The organism is Amycolatopsis sp. NPDC021455 (genome assembly GCF_040640995.1).
Classification (GTDB): domain Bacteria; phylum Actinomycetota; class Actinomycetes; order Mycobacteriales; family Pseudonocardiaceae; genus Amycolatopsis.
In genome coordinates this window covers 1-25,779 of the sequence record NZ_JBFACT010000006.1, presented here as the reverse complement: position 1 = coordinate 25,779, position 25,779 = coordinate 1, and the positions used below count along the sequence as shown (strand labels likewise).

25 protein-coding genes and 1 pseudogene are annotated in these 25,779 nt (G+C 73.3%); 9 read left to right on the top strand and 17 right to left on the bottom strand.

Annotated features, from left to right (window positions below):
- Window positions 1-23: 23 nt before the first annotated feature.
- The 8 genes and pseudogenes from AB0G28_RS11300 to AB0G28_RS11265 all read right to left on the bottom strand — a co-directional run.
- Window positions 24-2,432, bottom strand: a pseudogene (locus AB0G28_RS11300) (DUF6531 domain-containing protein); the annotation flags it as partial.
- Window positions 2,433-2,751: 319 nt separating this feature from the next.
- Window positions 2,752-3,204 (bottom strand): YbaB/EbfC family nucleoid-associated protein, encoded by a 453-nt coding sequence (locus AB0G28_RS11295; RefSeq protein WP_361086361.1) that lies wholly within the window; start codon window positions 3,202-3,204, stop codon window positions 2,752-2,754.
- An 11-nt stretch (window positions 3,205-3,215) separates the two neighbouring features.
- The gene (locus tag AB0G28_RS11290; RefSeq protein WP_361086359.1) at window positions 3,216-3,521 is read right to left on the bottom strand and encodes a type VII secretion target; all 306 of its coding nucleotides are present in this window, start codon (window positions 3,519-3,521) and stop codon (window positions 3,216-3,218) included.
- A complete protein-coding gene (locus AB0G28_RS11285) occupies window positions 3,518-5,443 on the bottom strand; it encodes a PPE domain-containing protein (protein WP_361086356.1) in 1,926 nt (641 codons plus the stop codon). The genes AB0G28_RS11290 and AB0G28_RS11285 overlap by 4 nt, the downstream gene beginning before the upstream one ends.
- Before the next feature lie 16 nt (window positions 5,444-5,459).
- On the bottom strand, window positions 5,460-5,792 hold the full coding sequence (locus AB0G28_RS11280; protein ID WP_361086353.1) for a hypothetical protein: 333 nt from the start codon (window positions 5,790-5,792) through the stop codon (window positions 5,460-5,462).
- Window positions 5,782-6,600: an ESX secretion-associated protein EspG gene (locus tag AB0G28_RS11275; RefSeq protein WP_361086350.1), complete on the bottom strand. Its 819-nt coding sequence runs from the start codon at window positions 6,598-6,600 to the stop codon at window positions 5,782-5,784. The genes AB0G28_RS11280 and AB0G28_RS11275 overlap by 11 nt, the downstream gene beginning before the upstream one ends.
- A gap of 188 nt (window positions 6,601-6,788) precedes the next feature.
- Window positions 6,789-7,229 (bottom strand): nitroreductase family deazaflavin-dependent oxidoreductase, encoded by a 441-nt coding sequence (locus AB0G28_RS11270; protein ID WP_361086347.1) that lies wholly within the window; start codon window positions 7,227-7,229, stop codon window positions 6,789-6,791.
- Between the two features lie 23 nt (window positions 7,230-7,252).
- Complete coding sequence (locus AB0G28_RS11265) at window positions 7,253-7,789, bottom strand: ferritin (protein WP_361086344.1); 537 nt, start codon at window positions 7,787-7,789, stop codon at window positions 7,253-7,255.
- A 47-nt stretch (window positions 7,790-7,836) separates the two neighbouring features.
- Here AB0G28_RS11265 and AB0G28_RS11260 point away from each other — a divergent pair, with 47 nt between their 5' ends.
- The 3 genes from AB0G28_RS11260 to AB0G28_RS11250 all read left to right on the top strand — a co-directional run bounded on the left by AB0G28_RS11260 (window position 7,837) and on the right by AB0G28_RS11250 (window position 10,466).
- Window positions 7,837-8,595 (top strand): SDR family NAD(P)-dependent oxidoreductase, encoded by a 759-nt coding sequence (locus AB0G28_RS11260; protein ID WP_361086342.1) that lies wholly within the window; start codon window positions 7,837-7,839, stop codon window positions 8,593-8,595.
- 78 nt (window positions 8,596-8,673) lie between these two features.
- A complete protein-coding gene (locus AB0G28_RS11255) occupies window positions 8,674-9,780 on the top strand; it encodes a hypothetical protein (protein ID WP_361086339.1) in 1,107 nt (368 codons plus the stop codon).
- A 56-nt stretch (window positions 9,781-9,836) separates the two neighbouring features.
- Complete coding sequence (locus AB0G28_RS11250; protein ID WP_361086336.1) at window positions 9,837-10,466, top strand: PaaI family thioesterase; 630 nt, start codon at window positions 9,837-9,839, stop codon at window positions 10,464-10,466.
- Here AB0G28_RS11250 and AB0G28_RS11245 read toward each other — a convergent pair.
- From AB0G28_RS11245 to AB0G28_RS11225, 5 genes are read right to left on the bottom strand one after another with little or no spacing between them, the layout of a single operon-like run.
- Entirely contained in the window at window positions 10,463-11,221 is a 759-nt protein-coding gene (locus AB0G28_RS11245; RefSeq protein ID WP_361086885.1) for an MHYT domain-containing protein, read from the bottom strand. The genes AB0G28_RS11250 and AB0G28_RS11245 overlap by 4 nt on opposite strands.
- A gap of 20 nt (window positions 11,222-11,241) precedes the next feature.
- Window positions 11,242-11,841, bottom strand: coding sequence for an ATP/GTP-binding protein (locus AB0G28_RS11240; protein WP_361086332.1), 600 nt, complete (start codon window positions 11,839-11,841; stop codon window positions 11,242-11,244).
- Window positions 11,822-12,214, bottom strand: a complete 393-nt coding sequence (locus tag AB0G28_RS11235) for a DUF742 domain-containing protein (RefSeq protein WP_361086330.1) — start codon at window positions 12,212-12,214, stop codon at window positions 11,822-11,824. The genes AB0G28_RS11240 and AB0G28_RS11235 overlap by 20 nt, the downstream gene beginning before the upstream one ends.
- A complete protein-coding gene (locus tag AB0G28_RS11230) occupies window positions 12,211-12,645 on the bottom strand; it encodes a roadblock/LC7 domain-containing protein (protein ID WP_020640722.1) in 435 nt (144 codons plus the stop codon). Before AB0G28_RS11230 ends, AB0G28_RS11235 begins: the two co-directional genes overlap by 4 nt.
- Window positions 12,645-14,822 (bottom strand): ATP-binding protein, encoded by a 2,178-nt coding sequence (locus tag AB0G28_RS11225; protein WP_361086327.1) that lies wholly within the window; start codon window positions 14,820-14,822, stop codon window positions 12,645-12,647. Before AB0G28_RS11225 ends, AB0G28_RS11230 begins: the two co-directional genes overlap by 1 nt.
- Window positions 14,823-15,171: 349 nt before the next feature.
- Here AB0G28_RS11225 and AB0G28_RS11220 point away from each other — a divergent pair, with 349 nt between their 5' ends.
- The 3 genes from AB0G28_RS11220 (at window position 15,172) to AB0G28_RS11210 (ending at window position 17,154) form a co-directional block, all read left to right on the top strand.
- Window positions 15,172-16,131 (top strand): winged helix-turn-helix domain-containing protein, encoded by a 960-nt coding sequence (locus tag AB0G28_RS11220; protein ID WP_361086324.1) that lies wholly within the window; start codon window positions 15,172-15,174, stop codon window positions 16,129-16,131.
- A 274-nt stretch (window positions 16,132-16,405) separates the two neighbouring features.
- Window positions 16,406-16,681: a hypothetical protein gene (locus tag AB0G28_RS11215; protein ID WP_361086322.1), complete on the top strand. Its 276-nt coding sequence runs from the start codon at window positions 16,406-16,408 to the stop codon at window positions 16,679-16,681.
- Window positions 16,682-16,713: 32 nt separating this feature from the next.
- Entirely contained in the window at window positions 16,714-17,154 is a 441-nt protein-coding gene (locus tag AB0G28_RS11210) for a MarR family transcriptional regulator (RefSeq protein ID WP_361086319.1), read from the top strand.
- Between the two features lie 2 nt (window positions 17,155-17,156).
- Here AB0G28_RS11210 and AB0G28_RS11205 read toward each other — a convergent pair whose 3' ends face one another.
- Window positions 17,157-18,197, bottom strand: a complete 1,041-nt coding sequence (locus AB0G28_RS11205) for an NAD-dependent epimerase/dehydratase family protein (protein ID WP_361086316.1) — start codon at window positions 18,195-18,197, stop codon at window positions 17,157-17,159.
- 116 nt (window positions 18,198-18,313) lie between these two features.
- Here AB0G28_RS11205 and AB0G28_RS11200 point away from each other — a divergent pair, with 116 nt between their 5' ends.
- Window positions 18,314-18,745: an organic hydroperoxide resistance protein gene (locus AB0G28_RS11200; RefSeq protein ID WP_361086314.1), complete on the top strand. Its 432-nt coding sequence runs from the start codon at window positions 18,314-18,316 to the stop codon at window positions 18,743-18,745.
- A 7-nt stretch (window positions 18,746-18,752) separates the two neighbouring features.
- Here AB0G28_RS11200 and AB0G28_RS11195 read toward each other — a convergent pair whose 3' ends face one another.
- Entirely contained in the window at window positions 18,753-19,772 is a 1,020-nt protein-coding gene (locus tag AB0G28_RS11195) for an alpha/beta hydrolase (protein WP_361086311.1), read from the bottom strand.
- A 93-nt stretch (window positions 19,773-19,865) separates the two neighbouring features.
- Entirely contained in the window at window positions 19,866-22,628 is a 2,763-nt protein-coding gene (locus AB0G28_RS11190) for an AAA family ATPase (RefSeq protein ID WP_361086308.1), read from the bottom strand.
- A gap of 150 nt (window positions 22,629-22,778) precedes the next feature.
- Here AB0G28_RS11190 and AB0G28_RS11185 point away from each other — a divergent pair, with 150 nt between their 5' ends.
- Window positions 22,779-24,281, top strand: coding sequence for a tannase/feruloyl esterase family alpha/beta hydrolase (locus tag AB0G28_RS11185; protein ID WP_361086305.1), 1,503 nt, complete (start codon window positions 22,779-22,781; stop codon window positions 24,279-24,281).
- Between the two features lie 184 nt (window positions 24,282-24,465).
- Here the strand turns inward: AB0G28_RS11185 and AB0G28_RS11180 are convergent, their stop codons facing one another.
- Window positions 24,466-25,191, bottom strand: coding sequence for a GAF and ANTAR domain-containing protein (locus tag AB0G28_RS11180; protein ID WP_361086882.1), 726 nt, complete (start codon window positions 25,189-25,191; stop codon window positions 24,466-24,468).
- Between the two features lie 176 nt (window positions 25,192-25,367).
- Here AB0G28_RS11180 and AB0G28_RS11175 point away from each other — a divergent pair, with 176 nt between their 5' ends.
- A complete protein-coding gene (locus tag AB0G28_RS11175; protein ID WP_361086302.1) occupies window positions 25,368-25,703 on the top strand; it encodes a DUF3140 domain-containing protein in 336 nt (111 codons plus the stop codon).
- Window positions 25,704-25,779 lie beyond the last annotated feature (76 nt).

Genomic DNA, 25,779 nt, shown 5'->3' with positions numbered 1-25,779 from the left:
GTCACCGCGACGAGCCGCAGTTCGGTGTCGTAGGCGAACTCGAGCCGGTGCCCGTCCGGTCCCGTCTCGGCGACCGGCAGGTCGAACGGGCCGAACTCGGTCCGGCTGACCAGGCCCCGCGCGTCGACGGCTTCCTCGGCGGTGCCCGAAGCGGCGTCGGACCAGCGCCAGGTCGCGCCGTCCGGGTCGACGCGCTCCCGCAGGTCCCCGCCGGGCGCCCAGCGCAGCCGGGTCACGGCGCCGAGCGGGCTGACGACGGTGGTGACGCGGCCGAAGGCGTCGTATTCGTAGCGGGTGACGGCGCCGAGCGCGTCGGTGACCGCGACCGGCAGTCCCGCGGCGTTGTTCTCGAACCGGGTGACCCCGCCGAGCGCGTCGGTGACGGCGGCGATGTTGCCCGCTTCGTCGTACCCGTACTGCGTTACCGCGCCCAGCGGGTCGATGGCGCGCACGAGCTTGCCGCGCGGGTCGTACTCCCACCGCCAGACCGCGCCGTCGGGGCCCACCCGCAGCACCGGACGGCCGCGCTCGTCGTACTCGGAGACGGCGACGCCGCCGTCCGGCCGGGTCACGCGCACGACGTTGCCGGCGTCGTCGAGTTCGTAGGTCGTGGTGCGGCCGAGCGGATCGGTGCGGCCCCGGACCCGCCCGTGCTCGTCGAGGTCCACTGTGGACGTGTGGCCGAGCGGATCGGTTTCGGCGATCACGCGCAGGCGTTCGTCGAGCCGGTAGGTCGTGGTCGCGCCGAGGGAGTTCGTGAGCCGGGTGACGTGGTTTCCGTATTCGAGGGTGCAGTCGAGGTGGCCGCCGTCGCTCTCGGTGCGGACGCACCGGCCTCCGGCGTCGAAGCCGTAGCGGTACCACCGGCCCGCGCAGTCTTCCCAGCGCACGATCCGGCCGTCGGCGTCGTAGGTGAAGGTCGTCGGGATGCCGCGATCGTCGACGACTTCGGTGAGGCGCCGTCGGGCGTCGTAGGCGTAGCGGGCCAGCGGGGTGTCGGCGCCGGGGAGGCGGAGGGCGGTCACGAGGCCGTCCGCGGTCTCGACGAGCAGCCGGTACCCGCCGGAGTGCCGCAGCTCGGCGGGCAGGCCGGCGTCGTCGTAGCCGATCACGACGTGGTTGCCGTCCCCGTCGCCGAGGGCGCGCAGCCGGCCGTCCGCTTCGAAGAACAGCAGCCGTTCGGTGTCCGGATCGCCGACGGCGTAACCGTTTTCGTCCCGCCACAGCCGCAGGCGCGGGCCGCTGTCGGGGACCACCGGGGCATCGGCCGGGACGGGAAAGGTCAGCACGGTGCCGTCGGCGAGGGCGAGGTGCAGCCCCCCGGGCCCGGCTTCGAGGCGCTGGTCGAGCGTCGAGGCCCAGGACGGCCCGAAGAGGCGGCCGTACCGGTAGGAGGAGATGTGGGTGCGCGACAGCACGAGCGGCAGGGCGCCGGCGAAGCGGGCGTCGTCCTGGGCCAGGACGACCCAGCCGGTGGCGACGTCGACGGGGTCGGCACAGAGGGTGCGGTCCTTGACCGGGACGTCGTGTTCGGCGGGGTTCCCGCGGTCGCTCAACGGCCTTGCCGCGGACGGCTTCGTGGCGGCCGGTCCGGTGGCCGGAGTGTCCGAAGTGGACGGTTTCGGCGGTGTGGCGGCGCTGGGGTTCGCAGGCGAGTCGTGGCCGGTGTGGGCCGGGGCGCCATCCGGGTGCGACGGCAGGCTTCCGCCCGCGTGGGACGGCGTGGTCGGGCCACCGTTCGCCGGCACGCTTCCGCTCGCGTGCGCCGGGGCGGTCGAACCCGCGCCCGAGCCCGGCGGCACCTCGCGGCCGGTGTGGGCCGGCGCGGTCGCACCGCCGCCCGGACCTGCCGGCAGATCCCCGCCCGCGTGCGCCGGCGCAGTCGAACCCCCACCCGGCCCCGGCGGCAGGTCACCGCCCACGTGGGATGGCGTGACCGATCCGCCGTCGCCCGGGAGCTTCGCCACCGGGCCCGGCCGCGTCGGCAGGTCGCCCACCGCGTGCGCCGGGGTGGCCGAGCCCGCGTCGACGTGGCGCAGGGCCCTGGAAGCGTCGCCGAAGACGTCGCCCGCCCGCTTCAGCAGGGGGACCAGCTTGCCCAGCGCGTCGACCACCCGGCCGGTGACGCTCGCGATCTTCGCGCCGGTCGAGGCGACCGCGCGGACCACCTGCGGCACCACCCACGTCAGCCCGATGCCCAGCGTGGCGAGGGCCTGCAGCGCCCAGCTGACCAGGCGGCCGACCAGCTCGGCGATGATGTCGCGGACCAGTCCCCGGACCGCAGCCACCAGCTCGCCGGCGGCGCGCACCCCGCCCGCGGCCCCCTCGGCGGCGTTCTGCGATGCCAGGAGCAGCTTCGCGGTGTCCGCCGTGCGCTCGCGGTAGGCGTCGGCGGCCGGGCCGGTCCAGCTCGGCGTGTCCGCGGCGGCCATCGCCGTCAGGTCGGTGCCGATCTCCGCCAGCTGGGCGCCGACGGCCTGCCACGTCTCGGCGTGCGCGGAGATCTCGCCCGGGTCGCCGGCGAGCGCGTCCAGAGCCTCCTTCAGCGGGCCCACGTGCTCCAGCAGCCAGCCGACGCCGTGGGACAGGATCGTGCCGAACGGGTCCATCACCGCGCCCAGCGCGTCGAGGCCGGCGCTGGTGGCGGCGAGGGCGCCGGCGGCCCAGTCGCCGCTGTCGATGGCGGACTTCAGGTCGCTCGCGGATTCCAGCAGCGAGGCGCCGGTGAACGCGGGGTCGGTCACGTCGGGATCACCACGGCTCGTCGTCTTGGGCGGCGTCTTCGTCGCCGCTTTCGGGCTCCGGCGGTTCGGCGCCGGGATCGGGGAACCGGCCGCGCAGGTCGGCCAGCATCAGCTCGCGGGTCTGAGGGTCGTCGTCGCCGAGCTCGTCGGCCAGCACCTCGCCGACCCGCCCGGCGATCCCGGCCTGCGCCCGGCGCATCGTGTCGAGGATCAGCGTGGCCAGCTCGGGCATCGGGACGGTGCGTGCCTTGGGCCCGAACTCGAGGCCGGTGACGCTGCCGTCGGCCCGGACGGTCACCGTCACCAAGTCCGACACGCTGGTCGCGCTCAGGCGCAGGTCCCCGGTCCGCCGGGCCACCGACTCGTACTTCTCGGCCTTCGCGGTGAGGCCGGCCGCCCACTGGTCGAGGTGTGCCCGCGCTTCGTCGGGGCTCCCGCTCATGGCCATGACGCCGGTCATTTTCGTTCCTCTCAGGCGAGGTAGTCGTGGAAGGGCTGGGCGGAGGCGTCTTCGCGCTGCCGGTAGTTCCCGGCCGCGGTGCGCAGGTTGGCCGCCGTGGTGCGCACGGCCTCGGCCGTGGCCGCCAGGGCGTCCTTTCCCTTGTCCTCCACCGGGTTCACGACCGGCGGGAGGAACGCGCAGAGCAGGCCGTAGGCGCTGCCCGGCATCGAGGAGGCCGCGACCGTGGCGGCCACCACCGCGATCCGCGAGTCGAGGGCATCGAGGTGTCCGGCGTGCACGGTGAGCTCATCCGCGGCGACTCCGAATCCCGTCACGGCTTCTTCCTCCAGTTCTTGTTCTTCTTCCAGTCACCGAGGGTGGGCGGCACCACCGGCTGCTCGGCGGCGAAGAGCTCCGGATCGGCTTCGAGGTAGTCGGCGACGCGGTGTTCCGCGTCCTCGGCGGGCTTGCCGCCCGCCCGCGGGACGCCGCCCAGCGCGCCCGCCGTGCCCGGCGCGCCTTGCTGACCGGCCGGGGGCCGCGGCCCATCGGGGCCGGCCGGGCCCGGCGACCGTGCGTCCTCACGCCGCGAACCACCCGGCACGGACACACCGGAGGCCTCACCGGGCAGCCGGCCATCCTCACGCCGCAGAGCACCGGATCCCGGCACTCCGGCGGCCTCCCCCGGAGCCGCATCGGGCAGCTCGGGGACGCGAGGGCCGCCGGGCCGCACGGTGTCCTCACGGCGCCGGCCACCCCGGATGCCCGGCTGGAACGCCGGGCCGCCCGGCGGCACTGGCCCCGTGGTCCCGCTCGCCACCCCCGGATCCGGCGGCAAGAGCGGGGGAACCCCACCCGCGCCGACCGGATCCGGCGACGGGAACGGCGGAACCCAGCGAGCCCCGCTCGCGACCGTCGAATCCGGCGGCGGCAACGGTGGCACCCCACCCACCACCGGCCGGGTCCCTGCCGGCACCGTCGAATCCGGCTGCGGGAAGGGCGGCACCCCGCCCGCCACGGGCGAATCCGACCGCGCTCCACCCGCGACCGGCGAATCCGGCCGCGGCACCGGCGGAACTCCCCCGGCCGCGGGCAAATCCGGCCGAACCCCACCCGCCGCGGGGGAACCCGGCTGCGGCAGGGGCGGAACATCGCCTGCGGCCTCCGAGCCCGGCTGCGGCACCGGCACCCCACCGGCCACCGGCGAACCCGGCCGAACCCCGCCCACCGCCGGGAAAGCCGGGGTCCTGCCCTCGGCCTCCCCCGTTGAACCCGGCGACACCCCACCGGCCACCGGCGAACCCGGCGGGACTCCGCCCACCGCCGGGAAAGCCGGGGTCCTGCTCTCGACCTCCCCCGTTGAACCCGGCGACACCCCACCGGCCACCGGCGAACCCGGCCGGACCCCACCCGCCACCGGGAAAGCCGGAACGCCGCCCGCGCCCTCCGAATCCGCCGCCGGGAACGCCGCGACCCCACCGGCCACCGGCGAGCCGGGCTGCGCAGCCCCGGCCGCCACCACCTGCTCCGGCGAGCGCGCGGGCGGCACCCCACCGGCACCCGTCCCCGCCCCGGGCCGGCCCGGTGCCGTCTGTCCACTTGAGACAGCCGAGGCCCCGGGCAGCTCCGGCGGCGCGGCGAAGAACGGCGTCGCCACGGTCTGGGCGAGCGTCCGGTCGTACTCCGTCATGATCCGCACCGCCTCGGCGTGCGCGGCTTCCCGGGCTTGGCGAACCCGCGTGTCCTCGCCCAGCTGCCGGGCGTACTCGACCGGGTCGGTGATCCCCTGCAGCCGCGCGTTGGCCGCTTCCGCCGAGAACTCGACCGGCGGGTTGGCCGCCATGCGCCGGCGCGCCTCCTCCAGCGCCTGCGCCTGGAGCTGCTGCTGCCGCCCGGCGAGCAATGCCCCGCGGCCGGTGGTGCCGAGCCAGTGCGCGACCGCCGTCAGGTGACGGCGGACGGCGTCGCCGCCCGGCCCCTGCCAATCGCCGCGGCTGTCTTCGACCGCGCGGGCCAGTGCCCGCTCGTGCAGCAGCAGCTCCTCCCCGATGCGGAGCCACTCCTGCGCCGACTCGGCGACCGCGGCCGGGTTCGCGTCCGTCGAAATCTCGGTCGTCATCTGCTCGTGGGAGACGTTCTCCCACACCGTCGCCGGCATCCCCGTGGACGGCCGCAGATCCGGGCCCGAAGCGGTTTCGGGCGCCTGCCGGAGGGTGCGCTGGAACCCGGCGTACCAGGTGTCCGGTTCTCTCGACACGTGTGCTCCTCGACGCTCAGGCTCCGGGGTGGAGGCGGCCGATCGTGTCGCGCGTCGCGGCCTCGCGGCCGGCGTACTCCTTCGCCGCCGTCTCGATCGCCTCGACGTACCGGGGGAACGCCGTCCGGGCCCGCTCGAGCCCGGTGAGCAGGCCGCGGTCGTCGGTCGCGGTGGCGGCCATCCGCGCGGCGGCGAACCGGGCGGCCGGGGTCGCCCCGAGGGGTGGCGGCCCGCCGAGCACCGCCCACCGGGCCGCCTCCGCGTCCAGGGTCGCGGCGACGGTGTCGAGCGCCGCCACCAGCTGGGCCCCGACCTGGGGGCCGACCGCGAAACCACCGTCAGTAGACATGGGACACCGCCCGTCCGATCGCGCCGGCCACGACGTCACGGCCGGCGGGCTCGTAGCGCGCCGACACGGCACCGTTCGGCCCGGCCGCCGCGTGCACCAGGTACCGGCCCGCCGCCGTGTCCACCCAGCCGAGCGTGGAGGCCATCCGGCGCGCGCGTCCGGTCACGACGATCTGCCCGCCGCCGAACCGGGCGCCCGCCAGCACTTCGGCGAGCTCGTCGGGTGCTTCCGGTTCCCGGCCGCCGGGACCGACCTGCGGTCCCACGTCGAGAGTGTCGAAGGCGCGGGTTTCCTCGTGGTCGTGCTCGGCTTCGGCGAGGCGCCGGCGCCGCATCGCCGACATCTCGGCATCGGCGGCCCGCTCGACGGAGACGGGGCCGCCGCCCGCGCCGTCGACCGCGGGCAGCACCCCGGCCAGCACGTCGACGAACTCCTCGTCCGAGAAGAGCGAGAACTCCAGCCGGTCGTCCGCCGCGAACTGGGTGACGCCGAGGGCCTGGGCGCCGTCGGTCAGCCCGGCCACCGCGATGGTTTCGCCGAGCCCGTCGATCCCGGCGATGGCGACGAGCACCCGGTGCGCGCCGAACAGGGCGAACGCCGTGCGCAGGCCGCGGTTGAGCCGGCCCCGCACGGACAGCCGCCGCCGGGCGAGCGCGGCCTCGACGTCGTCCACCAGCGCGGCCAGCCGCCGGGGATCCCCCGGCACCGGCCGGAACCGGAACGGGAAGATCCGCGCGGGCACGCCGAGGGCCTGGCCGAGGACGTCCGCTTCGACCGGGTCGAGGGTGAAGTCGAACCGCTCCGCCATCGCTGCCCCTTCCGCCGGCCGCGTCGCCGGCGAGGGCTCCACCCTTGCTCCGAACGGTGGTATTCGCTAGGCCGGGCCGGGCAACCGACGGCAAATGGTTGCACGACCGAAACCCCTTCGAGGCCCTGTCCTGCGGGAACCACCCGATCTCGTGGCGATTCCGCGCGAACAGGTGAAACGGGCGCGTCCTACTCCCGCAGCCCGACGATCGGCAGCTGCCGCGCCATCCGGCCGCGCGCGGCCTCGCTGCCGTCGAAGCGCCAGCCGAGGAGCTTGCTCAGCAGGAGGTGGAGGACCGGCCGGGCCCAGCGGTTGCGCTGCTCGTAGCGGGCGAAGACGCGCATCGCTTCGGCTTCGCCGAGCACGCGGTGCCGGGGCGTGAACCGGCGGCTCCCGACGACGACCTCCACCGGCGGCCGGGCCCGGATGTTGCGGAACCAGTCCGCGCCCGGCCCCAGCCCGGCGACGACGAAGTACTCGCCGTCGTCGATGCCGACGACCTCGAGCACCGTGCGGTACACGCGTCCCGACCGGCGCCCGACGTGCGTCAGGCACAGGAACCGCCGGCCCAGCAGCCGGCCCCAGCCGTGGTCGTACAGCCGCACGGGAGCCCGGAAAACGGCCCGCACGACCCGCCCGGGGGCCGCCAGCTTCAGAGTTTCCCGCCCGCGACCGGCGGCATGTCCGGGGCGTCCTCGACCGCCGTGGCCGACTCGCGGAACAGGTGGTTCTCGACCTCGAACAGGTTGCCGCCCGCCCGCTCGACCACCGTGAGCAGTGTCGACATCTGCGCCACCTCCTCGACCTGCTCCTTGAGGAACCAGTGCACGAACTGCTCGCCGAGGTAGTCCTCCTCGGCCCGCGCGGCCTTCGCCATCGCCTCGATGTCGGCGGTGACCGCCCGTTCCTGCGCCAAGGCCAGCTCGATGGCTTCGTGCACGCTCGAAAAGTCGTTCCGGACGTCGCCGCTGCCCGGGATGGCCACCGGCTGGTCGCGGTCGAGCAGGTAGCGCACCATCGCGAGCGCGTGGTTGCGCTCCTCGATCGCCTGCCGGTAGAAGCGCTTGGCCAGCCGTGGCAGGTCGCGGGCGTCGAACCAGACGGCGAGGGCGATGTACTGCTGGGCGGCGGTGAACTCGTGGCGGATCTGGGTCTGCAGCAGTCCGGCGAACTTCCGGGTTTCGGCCATACCCCCAAACTTACGACGGATCGGCGACGCGGATCTACGATCGGCCGGTGACCTCCGTCCCCGGCCTGTCCGGCACGATCACCTGCGTCACGGGCGCATCCGGCACCATCGGCCGCGGAATCGCGCTCCGGTTCGCCGAAGCGGGCAGCGCGGTGGCCGTGCACCATCGCCGCCCCGGCGCGGCCGACGACGTCGTGGCGGCGATCGAAGCCGCGGGCGGCCGGGCCCGCGCGTTCGCCGCCGAACTCACCGACGACCAGGCCTGCCGAGAACTGCTCGAGGCCGTGGCGAACTGGGGCGGCCGGCTCGACGCGCTGGTGAACAACGCCGGCGTCCAGCCGGTCGAGGCACTGGCGGACCTGACGGCCCAGCGCTGGCGAGCCATGCTGGACGCGACGCTGACCAGCGCGTTCTCCTGCACCCAGGCGGCGGCCCGGCTCATGCGCGACGGCGGCAGCATCACGCACATCGCGTCGATCGAGGCCCGGCAGCCGGCGCCGGGCCACGTCCACTACAGCGCGGCCAAGGCGGCCCTGGTGACGCACGCCCGCGGCGCGGCGCTGGAGTACGGGCCGCGCGGCATCCGTGTCAACACGGTGTCCCCCGGCTTGATCTCGCGCGCGGGCCTGGAGGAGGAGTGGCAGGACGGCGTGGAGAGGTGGCACCGCGCGGCGCCGCTGGGCCGGCTGGGGACCCCCGCCGACGTCGGCAACGCGTGCGTCTTCCTCGCCTCCCCGCTGGCGTCCTGGATCACGGGTCACGACCTGGTCGTCGACGGCGGTGTCAGCGCCCGGCCGACCTGGTGACGCCCTCCGCCACGCTGTAACGGAAAACGCTGAGAGCCGACTTCGCCAGCGTTGTGCCACCGGACGAGGCTGGGCGAGATGCTGGAGTGGTTGTCATCGGGGCCCACCGGGCTGCTGGCGGGCTCCCTGCTGGGCCTCGTGCTGGGGGTCTTCTTCGAAGACATGCTCAAGAAGCGGGTCAAATCGGCCGGGAAGCTTCTTCGCCGTTGGACGCGGCGAAGCCGGTCGGCACCGGATCTCAACCGCGAATTCAAGCTCGGAGCTCTCCGAGCGCCGTGCGTGATCGTGGAAGGAGACGGCGAACACGAGATCGACAGGGACAGGGTCCGCGTGCTGGTGAACCCCGTCCAGGTGCGGCTTCCCGACGAGCTGTCGGAGTGGCGCGACGACGTCGCCCGGGAGCAGGCACGGCGCAAGGCCGCCGGCGACAGCCACGCCTGGAACGGCGCGAACTTCGCCGTCGACGACCTCATCATCTCGCGCGCCGGACCTCAGGAGCTGCCCGAGGTCACGCTGGTGCTCAAATACAGCGACTACTTCACCTTCCTGGCCACACAGCAGCTCGACCGCCGGCTCCCGGGCGGAGCGACCCCGAGAACCCGTTACCTCGAAGGCCGGGAGCTGAGCCAGATCCCGGACTTCATGCGTAGCGGCTTCGGCCTCAACATGGCCGTTGTCACCAGCGACGACTGGTTGCTCGTGTCGCGTCGCAGCAGCCGGGTCGTGACCGGGAAACGGCAGTGGAACTCGTCGGCCAACGAAGGCCTCTCCCGCGACAAGGACTCCGCCGACGGCCTGCCCCCGGACCTGTTCGAAGCGGCCCGGCGCGGCCTCCGCGAGGAACTGCAGCTCTCGGCCGGCCGGTACGACCTCCACCTCCTGGCCTTTCACGTCGTCACGTCCCTGTCGCAGTGGGGCGCGCTGTTCCTCGCCCAGCTCGGGGACCTGCGCCGGGACGACTTGCAGGACCACCTCTCGCGCGGAGTCGAAGACGGGTGGGAACACCCCGAATTCGACTTCGTGAGCTTCGACCCGGAGTCGTCGATCCGTTACCTGCTGCGGGAAGACAGGATCGGCGAGTGGGCCCCGGCGGCGCCGGTCCTGATCTACCTGTCGTTGGTCAACGCCTTCGGCCGGGCCGCCGTCGACGAGGCAGCCGACCGAGTGCTGCGCGAAGCAAAATGAAGCCCTCCACTCCTGCTAGAGTGGAACACGTTCTAGTTCCGGCCCCAGGGAGCGCGATGCCCGAGAATCCGTTTCCCGTCGTCGACGGCGTGCCGCCGGGGCGGGCGCTGCTCGGCTCCCGGATCCGCGAACTGATCGAAGCCTCCGTGTGCGTGCGCGACGACGAGGCCGGCCTCGCCGCCGCCGCACGGCGGGTCGAAGCCGTCACCGAGGCGCTGCGCGCGGCCGGCAGCGCGAAACCCCTGCTGCTCGCCGCCCTCGAAGGCGGGGGTCACCTCAGCATCAACAACCCGCTCGAAGGGCCCGGGAACCCGCTCGCCCCGCCGTTGTCGTGGGTGCGCGTCGAGCCGGACTCCGTGTGCGCCGAAGTCCTCCTCGGCGCGGCGCACGAAGGACCGCCCGGCCGCGTGCACGGCGGCTGGGTGGCGGCCGTGCTGGACCACGTCCTGGGCCGCGCGACCGCCGCGGCCGGCTTTCCCGGGATGACGGCGTCCCTCACCGTCGACTACCACCAGGGGACGCCGTACGCCGTGCCGCTCACCGCGGAAGGGCGGCTCGTGCGCCGGGACGGGCGCAAGCTCCACGCCGCCGGGACCTTGAAAGCCGGCGACGTCGTGTGCGCGACCGCGACCGCGATCCTGGTGCACTTCAGCGCCGACCGGTTCCCCGTGTCCACAACGGACTAAGGGGCGACCGTCGTGTGCCGGGGTGCCTCCGAGCTGGACGTGGCCATCAGGACCGCGCAGATCGGCACGGCCATCGCCAGCGCCGCCAGCACGAACACCGGGAACAGGAACGAGAACACCTCCGTGCCGGAGGGGTCCGGGGCCGCCGGGTCCAGGTGCAGGCGCACCGCCGCCATGCCCGTGTAGTGCATGCCCGTCACCGCCGCGCCCATCACCAGGCCCGCCGCCAGCCGCGGCAGCAGCTTGTCCAGCCCGACCGTGAACCACAGTGCCGCCGTCGCCGCGACGACGGCGATGACCACCGAGAGCACCACCGTCGTCGGGTCGTACCCGATCGTGCCCTTGACCTGCACCGCCCACATCCCGGTGTAGTGCATGACGGCCACCGCCAGCCCGGTCAGCAGCCCACCCAGCAGCAGCCGCTTCCACGCGAACCGGTTGCGGACACCGAACACCAGCAGCCCGCAGAACACCGCGACCACCGAAAGGATCGCCGACAGCGTCGTGCGCAGGATGTCGTACCGCACCGGCATCCCGGGCGTCGAGAACCCCAGCATCGCGATGAAGTGCATGACCCAGATGCCGACGCCGCCGATGGACACGGCCGCGAGCACGAGCCAGGTCAGCCGGTTCCGCGGGCTGTCGGTGGAACGCGCCTGCAGCGTGCAGGCGAGCCCCAGGGCGCACCCCACCACCGAGGTGAGGTAGGCGAGCACGACGAGCCAGTTGCCCATCGCAAAGTCTTCGTGGTCCATGGGCATTTCTCGGGCTCCTGTCAGGCTTTCCGTCGGTGAGGCGCGTGCAGCTCGGCGAGCGCGTGCTCGGCCGCGGCGATGAGGGTCTGCTTGGTCGACTCCGGCGACCGCGCGTCGCAGGTGATGATCTGCACCGCCGCCGGGATCTTGAGGGCCTCGCGCACCTGGTCGGGCGCGTGCTGGTGGGTGTCCTGGAACTGGTTGATGGCCACGAGGAACGGCAGGCCGCGCGACTCGAAGAAGTCGATCGGCGCGAAGCAGTCCGCCAGGCGGCGCGTGTCGACCAGGACGATCGCCGCCACCGCGCCGCAGACCAGGTCGTCCCACATGAACCAGAACCGGTGCTGGCCGGGCGTGCCGAACACGTAGAGCACCAGGTCGTCGGCGAGGGTGAGCCTGCCGAAGTCCATCGCGACCGTGGTGGCGAACTTCCCCGGCACCGCCTCGGTCTTGTCGACGCCGACGGCCGCCGCCGTCATCAGGGCTTCGGTCCGCAGGGGGTTGATCTCCGAGACGGCGCCGACGAAGGTCGTCTTGCCCGCCCCGAATCCGCCGGCCACGACGATCTTCGCCGAGGTGATGCGGCCTTTGGAGTGACTGTCAGAGCGCACGTAGTCCACTGAGGACCCTTTCGAGCAGGTCGTTCCGTTCGTCCCAGGAGGCGTCCGCGGTGAGCGTGTCGCGGATCGACACCTGGCCGGCGAAGAGCAGGTCGCCGATGAGCACCCTGGCCACGCCCAGCGGCACGCCCAGGTGGGCCGCCACCTCGGCCACCGACCGCTGGTGCAGGCACAGCTGGGTGACCACGGCCAGGGGGTTGGTCGGGCTGTAGGGCGCGGTGCGGCCCTCCGCGGTCGTTTCCACGAGGGCTTCCACCGCCAGGTCGACCGTCGGCCGGGTGCGGCCGGCGGTCCACGCGTACGGGCGGGCCAGCGACGCCGCGTGCCGCCCGCCCTCGCGCCGCCCGCTTTCGCGCCACCGGCCTTCCGTCACCGGGCCGCCCCCGGTGTGGCCGCGGGCCTGGCCGGGGTCTCGACCATCTTCCCGACCCGGTCGACGAGCAACGTCATCTCGTAGCCCACCAGCCCGATGTCGCAGCCCGGATTGGCCAGCACCACCAGGTTCGAGCCGTCGCCGACGTTCATCAGCATGAGGAATCCCTGCTCCATCTCGATCACCGACTGCACGACCCGCCCCGCGGTGAACAGGTCCGCCGTGCCGAGCGCGAGGCTCGCGAGGCCGGACGCGATCGCCGAAAGCTGGTCGGCCCGGTCGCGCGGCAGGGTTTCGTTCGCCGCCACGAGCAGGCCGTCCGCCGAGACGAGCGCGGCGTGCGCGACGCCGGGCACCTCCTGCGTGAACGCCGACACCAGCCAGTTCCGGGACTGGTCGACCACTTCCGTTCCTTCCTGCCGGGTGCTCATCACTGCTGGCCCTTCGGGTCGGCCGCGACCCGGTGGCGGGCCGCGCGCATGCCGCTGTAGTGCCGGGAAAGGTTGTTCCGCACCGCGGCCGGATCGCGGAAGGACGTGTCCACCGGCTTCGGCTGCCGCGGGGTCACCGAGCCCGGCGCCAGCTGCGCGCCCGGCTGCCGGGTCGGCAGGCCCGAGTCGGTGAACTCGACGTCGTCCAAGCTGCCCACCGCGGCTTCCGCGGCCTGCCGGACCTGGTCGGCCGGGGACGCCCAGCCACCGTTGGACGCCGGTGACGCCGGTTTCGCCGGGGCCTCGGCGAACCAGTGCGACAGCATCTGGTCGAACATCGGGGTGCTCTCCGCGACGGCGGGGCCCGGTTCTTCGGCAGGCCACCGCGGTTCGAGCTCGTGCCGGGCGGTGCCGTTGACCGCCGGGGCCGGCGCGGGCAGCCCGGGCAGCCCGGGCAGCCCCGGCCGCTGCGGCAGGTCGACGAGGATCAGCACGCCCGGGACGTGCACGCTGGCGGTGATGCCGGCGCTGGCGGTCCGCGTGGTCGTCGGCCGCAGCCGGACGGTGATCCCGTGGGAAGCGGCCAGCCTGCTCACCACGAACAGGCCCATCCGGCGGGTGGTTTCCGGGCTCACCGCCGCGCCGGCGGCCAGCCGGGCGTTCGCCGCTTCGAGGTCTTCGCGGCTCATGCCGAGCCCGACGTCGACGACCTCGATCAGCAGGCCGCCGTCGAAGCCGCGGTCGGCGGTGAGCACGACCTGCTCGTCCGGCGGCGACGAGCGGATGGCGTTCTCCAGCAGCTCGGCGAGGATGTGCACGACGTCGGCCGCGGCTTCGGACTGCACCGAGCCGCGCGGCGCGTTGCCGAGCGTGATGCGCTGGTAGTCCTTGACCTCCGACGTCGCGGCCCGCAGCAGCTCGACGGTCGCGACCGGGCCGACGTCGCGGCGCACCGGCCGCCCGCCCGCGAGGACCTGCAGGTTCTCGCCGTTGCGCCGCAGCCGGGTGGCGATGTGGTCGATCTGGAACAGCTCGGCCAGCCGCTGCGGGTCCTGCTCGTCGGCTTCGAGGTCCTCGATCACCGAAAGCTGCAGCTCCACCAGCGACTGGCTGCGCCGCGACAGCGTCATGAACATCTCGCTGACCTGGATCCGCATCTCGGCCTGCTCGCCGACGGCCAGGCGCACCGCCTGCCGGTGCATGTCGTCGAAGGCGCGCGCGAGCTGCCCGATCTCCTCCTCGGAATCGACCGGGAGCGGCGCGGTCGTCCGCCAGTCGACGTCGTCGCCGTCCCGGATGCGTTCGATCGTGGCGGGCAGCCGGCGGCGCGCGGTGTCCAGCGCGGCCGCGTGCAGCCGCCGGATCGGGGCGACCACCGACCGGGCCACGGCCAGGGCGATGGCGAGGGCGCCGAGCAGGGACGCGAGCACCAGCGCGGCGTCGCGCAGCGCGTCGGACCGGGCGAGGTTGGTCTGCACGCCGACCGCGTCCGAAAGCGTCTTCACCTGCTCGGCGAGGATGGTGCCGAGCACGGCCCGCTTCGCCGCGGGGCCGCCGGCGCCGGGGCTGGTCGCCGCGGCGAACCGGGCCGCCGCCGCGCCGGCCGGCAGCACCCGGCGGATCTGGCCGGTCAGCACGGTTTCTTCGGCGACCGCGGCCGCCAGCGCGTCCGCCGAGTTTCCGGTCAGCGCTTCCTGATCGGCGAGACCGGTCCTCAGCTGCACCAATGCTTTCGCGATATCGGCCGCGGTGTCGAGATCGGCGTCCGGCGCCTGGCCGACGACCCGGGGGATCAGTTCGCTGAGCCCGACGGAGAAGTCGTGGTACGCGGCGGTTTTCGCCGCTTGCGAACCGGTCTGCTGCCGCAGGCCGGCCAATTTACCCAGCTGATCTTCCAATGTCCGCGACAACTGGAGGTCGAGCTGGGAAAAGGCGGCGTCGTGGCGGACCGAAGCGGCTTTCGCGTCGACCGCGGCGGTCTGGGCGGCTCCGCCGTCGTGGATCATCTCGTCGTCGACGAGCCCGGCGAGTTCGGAAATCCCTTGCACGACCGGCATTTGGTCGCGCACGGCGCTCAGCTTGCCCGCCTGGGCGAGCTCGCCCTGCACGCGTCCGCCCGCCAGCAGCAGGGCGACCAGGACGGGCAGCAACAGCACCACGGAGATCTTGGTGCGCAACCGCCAGCTCCCCGGATTCCAGGACGCGGCGGAACGACGGGATGGAGGTTCGTCTTCTTTCATCGGTGGCGTGGCTCGATTCGTACCGGTGGCCCGAGAACGATTTCTGGTTCCTTTTCCACAGAATTCAGCCAAAGACGTAACCGCGATGACGGCGGTGTTGTCAAGGAACACCGGCCGTTTCCCCCGTACGCACCAATCACACAGGGTGAACTGCCACGGCACGGCTTTTTACCCTTGCGGAGGGTGAAGACCACGCGCGAATCGCACGGAATTCCCGGCCGGGTCCGTGAATTTCCGGCACCTCTGCGTCGGGGCCCCGGGACGGCCCGGGCTACGCTCGGGGGCGATGTTGAAAGTGCACTTCACGGAAGCGGACCTGGCGAAGGTGACCATCGCCGAGGACGCCGACCCGATGTGGGAGCTGCTGATGAGCAGCTACCGGATCCGGCGGCCGGAGGGCGAGCCGCTCTTCGGCCGGTGGCGCCGCGGATCACGCTCCGCGGTCCCGGAGTCGGGCCGGCTGCTGATGTCGGCCGTCCCGCCGTACGGCTACTGCCCCGACTTCCTCACCCCGGCCGGCGCGCGCACGATCGGCGAAGGCGTCTCGGCGGTGCTCGAAACGCCTTCGCCGACGCTCGCCGCCGACATCGCCGAGCTCACGGCTCAGGGCACCCGCGTCCAGCCGTGGCTGCGCCGCCTCGCGGACGGCGAGCCCCGCGAACTGCGCCGCCTCGGCACGGCCCTGCACGACTACTACCGCCAGTGCGTCGCCCCCGACTGGGCAGCGGTCCGCAACGCGGTGGCCCGCGACCGCCGCCGCCTCCGGACGAACCTCGACCGCGGCGGCCCCCAGCTGCTGCTTTCGACGCTGCACCCGGACATCACGTGGACCCCGCCGGTGCTGCGCGTGCGCTTCCCGATCGAGCAGGAACTGCACCTGAACGGCCGCGGCCTCCGCCTGATCCCGGCGTTCTTCGCCCACGGCATGCCGACGACGTACAAGGACCCGGGCCTGCCCCCGGCGCTGGTGTATTCGATCAGCCACGCACGCTTCGACCGGGACGCGGAGCCGGGCCCGTCCCTGGCGGCGCTGCTCGGCCACACGCGGGCGAGGGTGCTGATGACCACGGCGATCACCCGCTGCAACACGACGGAGCTGGCCGAGCTGACGGGCATCTCCCCGGCGACGGCAAGCCAGCACGCGTCGGTCCTGCGGGCGAGCGGGCTGATCACGAGTGCCCGGTCGGGGAAGTCGCAGATCCACGAGATCACGCCGCTGGGGCTGGCCATCATCCGGGCGAGCTGACCCGGCCGTGGTCCGCCGCGACGTCTTGAACGACTCGTTCAGGACGTCGGACGTCCTGAACGAGTCGTTCAAGACGTCTGGCGAGCCGCCCGGCCGGCCGGGCGCGGTCGTGTTAGCCTGTCGCCGTGCCGCGCCTGATGTCCTTGCGACTCGTAACCCGGCGCGCCGGCTGAACCAGGTCGCCGGCGCGCTGCGTTGGCGACCGTGGAATTCGCGGCACCTTTTGGGCGGACCTGGCCCCGATCCCTTCCCACCGAACCGTGGAGATCACGCCATGTCCACTTCCTTCGCCGTTCCCGCTCCCCGGTCCGCGATGCTGCTGCGGCGCCGGATCGCCACCTACTTCGTCGGCGGTGTCGAAGAGGTCCCCGGCCTCGTCGGCGCACTGGCCCAGGACGGCCGTCTCGTGCACGAACTCTCCGTCGACATCCGCGACGGCGTTCGCGAAAGCAGCATGGTCTGCGCCGTCCTGCTGGCCGGTGATGAGATCGAGCCGCTGCTCGAACGGCTGCGGGCGCTTCCTTCGGTCGTCTCGTCCGAGCTCGCCTGAGTTGGCCGCGCCAACGATGTAGGCTGCCCCGCGTGGACGAAGCCCCCGCCCGCCTGACCGCGAAGCCGAGCTGGCTGCTCACCCAGCTCGCCGTGCACGCCCACCGGCTGGCCTCCGAGGGCTTCGCCGCCGCGGACGCGCGCGGGTACCACTTCCGCATCCTCGCCGCCCTCGCCGAGTTCGGGCCGGCCAGCCAGGCCGGCCTCGGCCGCCGGTGCACCATGGACCGCAGCGACGTCGTCGCGGCGATCAACGAGCTCGCCGAGCGCGGGTTCGTCGAGCGGGCACCCGATCCCGGCGACCGCAGGCGCAACATCGTCAGCCTCACCAAGGCGGGCGATCGGCAGCTGCGGCGGCTGGACCAGGCGCTCGAGCAGGCGCAGGACGAACTCCTCGGCCCGCTCACGGCCGACGACCGGCAGACCCTGACCGCTCTGCTCACCCGCCTGCTGCGCCACCACCAGCGAGGCTGATCTCAAGGGCGGCGGCCCACACCGGTGCTGATCTCGTGCGGCCGGTGCCGGTCCGGGGCGAGCGGTGCCGTGTCCGCGCCGGCGCCCACACGCAGCCCGGCGAGGAACTCCTTCACCGTCGACGCGGCGTCGTGCCGCGGCTGCCAGTCCAATTCGGACTCCGCCCGCGTGGTGTCCAGCACCGGCAGGCGCATCACCGCGTCGAACAGCCCGGGTGACGCGGGCACCGCGTGCAGGCGCCAAGCCGCGCTCACCGCCGCGCGGACCGCCGCGACCGGCACCGGCACCGTCCGCGCGCCGAAGAGGCCGGCGACGAACCTCGGGTCGACGACCCGGCCGCTCGCGATGTTGAACGCCCCGCGCACCGGGCGCGTCACCACGCGGCGGACGGCGTCGGCCAGGTCCGCGGTGTGCACGACCTGGAAGCGCAGGCCCGGGACGTCCGGCAGCACCGGCACCAGCCCCGGCCGCACCAGCGAACCGGGGAGGAACGGCCCGGCGAACAAGCGGCGCTGTTCCGTCGCGGCACTGCGCTGGAAGACGAACCCGGGCCGGAGCCGGACCACGTCGAGCTTCGGGTGGCGGAGCTCGAACGCGTCGAGATACCGCTCCAGATAAGACTTTTCCCGCGTGTACGCCGCACCGGGCCAGCCGTGCGTCGGCCAGTCCTCGGTGACCGGCTCGTCGCCGTCACGCGGCGAGTACGCGCCGACCGACGACGAATAGACGAGCTTGGGCACGCCCGCCGTGGCCACCGCGTCGAACACCCGCAGCGAGCCCAGGACGTTCGCGTGCCAGGTGCGTTCCGGACGGCGCGTCGGCTGGAACAGCCAGGCCAGGTGGACGACCACGTCGGCGCCGCGGAAGTGCGCCACCAGGTCGTCCCGCTCGATGTCGGCCCGCACGTACCCGGCCTTGTCCGGCGGGCGGCCCGCCGTCCGCCGGGCGAGCCCGGCGATCGTCTCGACCTGCGGGTCGGCGCTCAGCGCGCGGACGACCCCGGTCCCGATGTTGCCCGTCGCTCCGGTCACCACGATTCGCATCCGGGCCGGTTACCCCGCCGCCGGTGACGTACACGGGTGACGTCGTACGACGGTCGCCGCGCGCGCACGCGGGTTCCTAGCGTGGGGTCGTCCACCCGCCAGAGCAAAGGAAGACCATGTCCGAAGTGACCTACACCGCCGTCGCCACCTCCACCGCGGAGGGCCGCAACGGCGGCCGCGCGACCTCCGACGACGGCGCGCTCGACGTCACCCTCGCCGTGCCCAAGGCCTTCGGCGGCGCGGGCGACGGCACCAACCCCGAGCAGCTGTTCGCGGCCGGCTGGGCGTCGTGCTTCGTGGGCGCCGTGCGCCGGGTCGCGGGGGCGAAGAAGGTGCCGCTGAACGACCTCGCCGTCGTCGCGGAGGTCACCCTGCACCACGACACCGAGGCGGGCGAGTTCAAGCTCAGCGCGGTGCTGCACCTGGAGGTCACGGGCCTCGACCAGGCGACGGCCGACGAGCTGGTCCGCGGCGCGCACCAGGTCTGCCCGTACTCGAAGGCGACGCGCGGCAACATCGAGGTCACCCTCGACGCGACGGTCGCCTGACCGCTTTTCACAGGTGGGCCGCGTCCTGGATCGCCTGGGCGAACGGGCGCGGCGCCTCCTGCGGGACGTTGTGGCCGATGCCGTCGAAGATCCGGTGTTCGTACTTGCCGGTGAACTTGGCGCGGTAGGCCTTGCCGTCCTTGGCCGCGCCGTCGAAGTCGCTGCCGATGGTGATCGACGGGACGCCGATGGCCGCGCCGGCGGCCAGTTTCCCTTCGTACGCCTCGTACTGCGGCTCGCCCGAAGCCAGGCTCAGCCGCCAGCGGTAGTTGTGGATGACGATGGCGACGTGGTCGGGGTTGTCGAACGCCGCCGCGCTGCGGTCGTACGTCGCGTCGTCGAAGTGCCAGGCCGGGGACGCGTTCCGCCAGATCAGCCTGTTGAAGTCGTGGCGGTTGGCCGCGTAGCCGGCGCGCCCGCGCTCGGTCGCGAAGTAGTACTGGTACCACCAGCCGAGTTCGGCGGCCGGGGCGAGGGGCTGCTGGTTCGCCTTGAGGTTCGTGACGATGTACCCGCTCACGGCGACGACGGCCTTGCACCGCTCCGGCCACAGCGCGGCGATGACGGCGACGGTCCGGCCGCCCCAGTCGTAGCCCCCCAGGACAGCCTTGTCGATCTTGAGCGCGTCCATCAGGGCGATGACGTCGAGCGCGACCGCCGTCTGCTGGCCGTTGCGGACCGTCTCGGCGGACTTGAACGCCGTCGGCCCGTAGCCGCGCAGGTACGGGACGATGACGCGGTAGCCGGCGGCGGCCAGGATCGGCGCGACGTCGGCGTAGCTGTACGGGTCGTACGGCCAGCCGTGCAGCAGCACGACCGGCTGCCCGGTGGCCGGGCCGAACTCGTGGTAGGCCATGCTCAGCACCCCGGCGTCGGCGTGCTTGACCGGCCCGAGCGAGGTGTGCTCGCCGGAACCGGCCCGCAGGTCGGTCCCGGAGGCCGGCGCCGCGGCGGACGAGCAAGCCGCCGGCGATGTCGCCGCCAGCCCGGCCGCGAACGCCTGCCCGAACCTTCTCCTGCTGATCATCTGCTGCTCCTGCGCGAAAGACTGTGGGACTTTCACGACGTTAGGAGCGATCCGGTGACCTCCGCGCCCGTCAGGTGACGCAGCGGGTGTACGTCACTCGAGCGTCTTCAGCATCCCGGCGAGGTCGGCACGCGAGCTGACGCCCAGCTTGGGGAAGATCCGGTGCAGGTGGGTACCGACGGTCCGGTGCGAAAGGTACAGCCGCTGCCCGATCTCCCGGTTCGTCAGCCCCTCGGCGGCCAGCTGCGCGATGCTCAGCTCGTGCGGGGTCAGCTTTTCGCGCGCGTCCGGGCCCCGGTTCGGGCTCGACTCGCCCGCGCCGCGCAGCTCGCGCCGCGCCCGCTCGGCCCAGGCGGCCATGCCGAGCGCGTCGAACGTCTCGCGGGCCGTACGCAGGTGCGTCCGCGATTCGACGACGCGCCGCTGGCGCCGCAGCCACTCACCGAACGCCAGGTGGACGCGGCCGCGTTCGGCGGGCCAGCCGCTCAGGTCGGCCCGCAGCGCTTCGGCGAACAGCTCGTCGCTCGGGTCGAGCACGGCGCGCGCGTACCGCAGGCCGATGCGCAGCGCGGGTGACGGCGTGTCCAGGCCCTCGAGCCCGGCCAGGACGTCTCGCAGTTCGCCGGTCCGCCCGGCCCGGATCGCGGCCTCGGTGAGTTCCGCGACGCAGAAGGTGCGCAACGCGAGCTGGTAGGCGGGATCGGCCGGGTCGAGCAGCCGCCGCAGGTCGGCGAACGCGTCCTCGAACCGGCCTTCGCTCAGGCCCATCAGCCCGCGGGTGAGCTGCACGGTGGCGAGCACGGGCCGGGCGCCGGCCGCGAGCCCGGCGCGTTCGGCTTCGCCGGCCAGCGTCTTCGCTTGCTTGTGGTCGCCGCGCAGGGCGGCGATCTCGGCCTGGACCGCCGTGGCCAGGCCGTGCATGAACGGCTGGCCGGTCTCCTGGGCGAACCTGGCCGCCTCCGCCGCGGCCGGTGCGGCGCCGGTCAGGTCGCCGAGCCGGACGCGGCTCCACGCCTGGACGGCCAGCGCCCGCGGCAACAGCCCGAGCCGGCCCTGGGCGCGCAGGCCCGGCGCCGCGGCGGCGGAGAACCGGGCGGCGAGGTCGAACGCGCCGACCTGCAGCGCGGCGCTGCCCAGGTACCGGTCGACCTCGGGATCGGCGCCGGTCTTCGCGACCAGCTCCCGCAGGTGCGCCAGGACGGCTTCACCGCGTTCGAAGGGTGCGACGTACGCGGTGACCGCGACGATCCGCGGATCGCCGGCCGGGATGGGCAGCCGGTCGGCGAGGTCGAGGAGGTCTTTTCTCGCGGCTGTGCCGGGTTCGGTCCAGAAGCAGCGCATGGCGGCGCTCCAGAGGATGCGCATCGCCGCGTCGTGCTGCCCGTCGGCCGCGACGGACCGGGCGGTTTCGGCGAGTTCCGCGACGCGGGCGGGGTCCTCCCGGACGCCGTCCTCGAACTCGCTGAGCAGCCGGCTCGCGGTGGCGCGACGGCGAGCGCCGGTGGGGTTCGCAGCATGTACCAGGCGTTCGGCGGTCTCCCGACGACCGGAGTCGACGGCGAGTTCGGCGGCCAGCAGCAGCCGGTCCGTTTTGTCGCCGGCATCGGGACTCAGCCGGGCGGCCTGTTCGAGCGCGGCGATGGCCGCGGCGGCCCCGCCGCGGAACCGAGCCCGTTCGGCGGTCCGCTCGAGTTCGGCGGCGACGGTTTCATCGGGCCCGGCGGTGGCGGCGGCTTGGTGCCAAGCGCGGCGGTCGGGCTGGTCGCGGAGCGCTTCGGTGAGGGCGAGGTGGGCGTTCCGGCGATCGAGCGGAGTGGCGGCGGCGGGGATGGCGGACCGCATCAGGGGGTGCCGGAAGGTCAGGGTGCCGGCGGAGAGATCGATGAGCCGGGCGTCGGCGGCGGGAGCGAGGACAGCGGGATCGGCGCTGGTTGCGGGGACAGCCGGCAGCTCGGCACCGGTTCGGCTCGGCCCAACCGCCTCCGCTTCCCCTTCGGCGCCCCTGCCGAGCAGGGCGCCGGCCGCCTCGAGCGTCTCCGTCAGCGATGTCGTCTCGTTCAACGCCGCCACCAGCAGCGCCGTCCGCGTCACTTCCGGCAGCGCCGCCACGCGGGCCGTGAACGTGCGCTCCAAGCGCTCGGTCAGCGGCAGCACCGGATCGAGCCCGTCGAGATCCGCCACCGCCGACGGCAGCTCGGTCAACGCCAGCGGCAACCCCGCCGCCTCGGCCAGCAACCGGGTCCGGATCGCCGGGACGAGCCGCGGGGCGACCGCGTCCAGCAGCTCGGCGGCCGCGTCCGGCGGCAGGCGGTCGAGCGCCATCGGGGCCAGCCCCGCGTCGAGCAGCGGCGATTCGGCGCCGTCCCGCAGCGTCGCGACCAGCACGATCGGTTCGTTCTCGATCCGCCGGGCCACGAAGGCGAGTACGTCCGCGCTCGCCCGGTCCAGCCAGTGCACGTCCTCGGCGACCAGCAGCAACGGCTTCGCCGCCGCCTCCTCGGCCAGCAGCGTCAGCACGGCGAGCCCGACGAGGAAGACACTCGGCTCGGTGCCCGTGGCCAGCCCCAGCGCCGTCCGCAGAGCGTCCCGCTGCGGCGCGGGCAGCTCGGCCACCCCGGCCCGGACGGGGTACAGCAGCTGGTGCAGACCCGCGTACGCCAGATTCCGCTCGGCTTCGGCGCCGGTCGTGCGCAGCACCCGCAGCCCGGCGACCGACGCCGCGGCGGCCGTCTCGGCCACCAGCGCCGACTTGCCGACGCCCGCCTCGCCGCGGATCAGGACGCCACTGCGGTCTTCCGGGCCGTCGACGAGCTCACGCAGCTCCTTCAGCTCGGTGTCCCGTCCGCGCAGCGCCATGGAAACGACCTTACCGAAAGCACGTTTCCGCAGCTCAAGGCCGAGTGACGTACACACGCAGCGTCATCCGACGGGCGCGGCGATCCCCGCCTGCCGCCTAGGTTTCCCGGAGCAATGTCCACATCGGACGAAAGCGACCAGAGAGACCCGATGAGACGCTTACTCCTCGCGGCCGCCGTGCCGCTCCTGCTGACCACCGTCGTGCAGGCCGCGCCGAGCGCCGCGGCCGCCACACCCTGCGCCGCCGTTCCGGTGCCCGCTCCGCCCGGCGCGAAGATCGAGTCGGTGCAAGCCGAACCCAAGACGGACCTGTGCCAGGTCACCGTCACGCTCACCCACACCGGCGCCGACCACGTCAAGGTCGCCGTGGCCCTGCCGGACACCGGGTGGAACGGCCGCCTCCAGGCCCTCGGCGGCAGCGCCTACGCCGCCGGCAACTTCGACGCGCTCCCACAGGCGGCCAAGGACGGCTACAGCGCCGTGACGACCGACGCGGGCGTGTCCCCGGACGGCCTCGACACGTCCTGGGCGGTCAAGAACGGCCAGGTCGACCAGACCCTGCTGACGAACTTCGCCACCCGGTCGGTGCACGAAGAAGCGCTGATCGGCAAGGCCGTCACGCAGCGGCACTACCAGCGGCCGATCTCGTACTCGTACTGGACCGGCTGCTCGACCGGCGGCCGCCAGGGCTACTCCGAGGCCCAGCGCTACCCGGACGACTTCGACGGCATCCTGGCCAACGCCCCCGCCGTCGACTGGACGCGGTTCGCGGTCGCGACCCTCTGGCCGCAGGTCGTGATGAACCAAAGCCACGACTTCCCCAGCCCCTGCGTGCTTTCGGCGTTCCGCACGGCGGCGATCCAGGCGTGCGACGCGCGCGACGGCGTGACCAACGGCATCGTCGACCGGCCCGACGAGTGCGGTTACGACCCGCGCAGCCTCGTCGGGACGAAGGTGGTCTGCGACGGCCACGAGTTCACCGTCACGGCTGCCGACGCCGAGGTCGTGCGCAAGATCTGGGCCGGCCCGACCGACGAGCACGGCCGCAAGCTGTGGTCCGGGCTGCCGAAGGGCGCGGACTTCACCTGGCTCGCCGGAACCCAGCCGGGTCCCGACGGCACGCTGACCGCGCCGGGCTTCCCGGTGGCCGTCAAGTGGGTGCAGTCGTTCCTGGAGAAGCAGCTCGCCTTCGACACCTCGAAGCTGACGTACGCGCAGTTCGCGGACCTGTTCCGCCAGTCGGTGCGGGAGTACGACGGCGTCATCGGCACGTCCGACCCCGACCTGTCGGCGTTCCGCCGCGCCGGCGGCAAGCTGATCACGTTCGTCGGCGCGAACGACCAGCTGATCCCGCCGGGCGGCACGCTCTCCTACCGCACCAGGGTGGACCGGGCGATGGGCGGACCACGGAGGGTGAACGACTTCTACCGCCTGTTCCTCGCCCCGGGCGTCGAGCACTGCTTCGGCGGTGGCGGCCCCGAGCCGACGAACGCGCTGGGCGCGCTGGTCGACTGGGTCGAGCACGGGAAGGCCCCGGCCACCCTGGCGGCGGCGTCCGCGGACGGCAAGACGCGCGACCTGTGCCCGTACCCGCGGGTTTCGCGCTACACCGGCGGTGACCCGGCCACGGCGTCGAGCTACCGCTGCCGCTGAACCCCGGCTCCGCAAACGCCCCAATGTGGCGTTGGTTGCGTTGAATCGGCACTGCGGCGCGAAGCGCCTCCGTTGAGGGCGGCGGTGGGGGCATGGATGGAGCACCCAATGTGGCGTTGGTTGCGTTGGACGCACCGAACGCCACATTGGGGCGCTTGAGCCGGGCGCGGGCCTGGGACCCCGTTCAGTGCCGGGCCGTCCCACCTTCCGCCGAGCTCATCCTCCTCGTGAACCGCGCCGCGACGTCGCGGAGCTTGATGTTCGTGTGCTGGGACTCGACGATCAGCCGCTGCATCGCCGTGTCCTCGTTCACCCGGTGGATCAGCATCAGCATGCCCTTCGCCTGCTCGATCACCGCGCGCGTCTCCATCGCGTTGCGCAACTCGTCGGCGAGCCTGCGGGCCTCGCGGTAGCGGCGGGTCAGCCGCAGGACCGTCTCCACGCAGAGGGTGAACAGGCGCAGCACCTTCGTGTCGAACTCGTGGTAGCCGTGGGTCTCGAACCCGAACAACGTGATCGCGCCGACGAGCGTGTCGTCCACCCGCAGCGGCACCGCCAGGTAGCTGCCCACCCCGAGCTCCTTCGCCGCGGCGACGAACTCGGGCCACTGGTCGCCCGTTTCGTCGACCGCGACCCGGACGACCTCGCCGGTGAGCGCCGCGAGCAGGCCGGGACCGTCGGCTGCCGCGTACTGGACGTCGTCGATGCGCCGGGCGCGCTCGTCGGTGAAGGCCGCCGTCTGCGTCACCCCGTCGCGGACGACCATGATGCTGGCCAGGTCCGCGTCCGGGACCACCCGGACCGCCTCGCCGCAGACCGCGTCGAGCAGGCCAGGTGTGTCGGACATCGATTCGAGGACCCCGACGAGATCGGCCAGGACGGCGTTCAGCTCGTCGACCCGCTCCGCCATGCCGTCGCCAGTGGTCGGCAAGGCCCACCCCTCCCATGCGTCAAGCGGCGAGCACAGGGGATGAGCTCGCCAGCAGCGTCAACCGAGACCACCGCTGGCGTTTCAACGGGTCCGAACGAATTCTACCGGCCGGGGACGCCCGGTTTGACGTCGGCCGCGCCGGGTAGCCGACGGGGATGGACAATCCGGCTGTTGACGACGAGCTGTGGGCGGAGTTCCACCGGGTGGTGAACATGACCTCGCGCGAGCTGGAGGACTGGCTGCGCACCCGTGACGCGGGCCCGGAGACCGAGCCGCTCCCCGACGAGGCGGGCCCGCTGACGGGCAACGAAGTACTGGCCATCCTGCGCAAACGCCGGTCCGACGTGGACGCGCACGACGCCGGCGTGATGCGCCGGGTCGTCGACCGGGTGCACGCCCAGCGCCGCGACGACCTCGAGCCGACCGCGGGCGAGAGCCACTGGCGCCACCGGCTGATGTCCCTCGGCCACGACCCGCTGAAGCCGGCCTGAAAGCCGTGAAGGCCTCCTTCCCGGCCATAAGAGCCGGGAAGGAGGCCTTCACGGACGAACGTCAGCCGGCGACGGC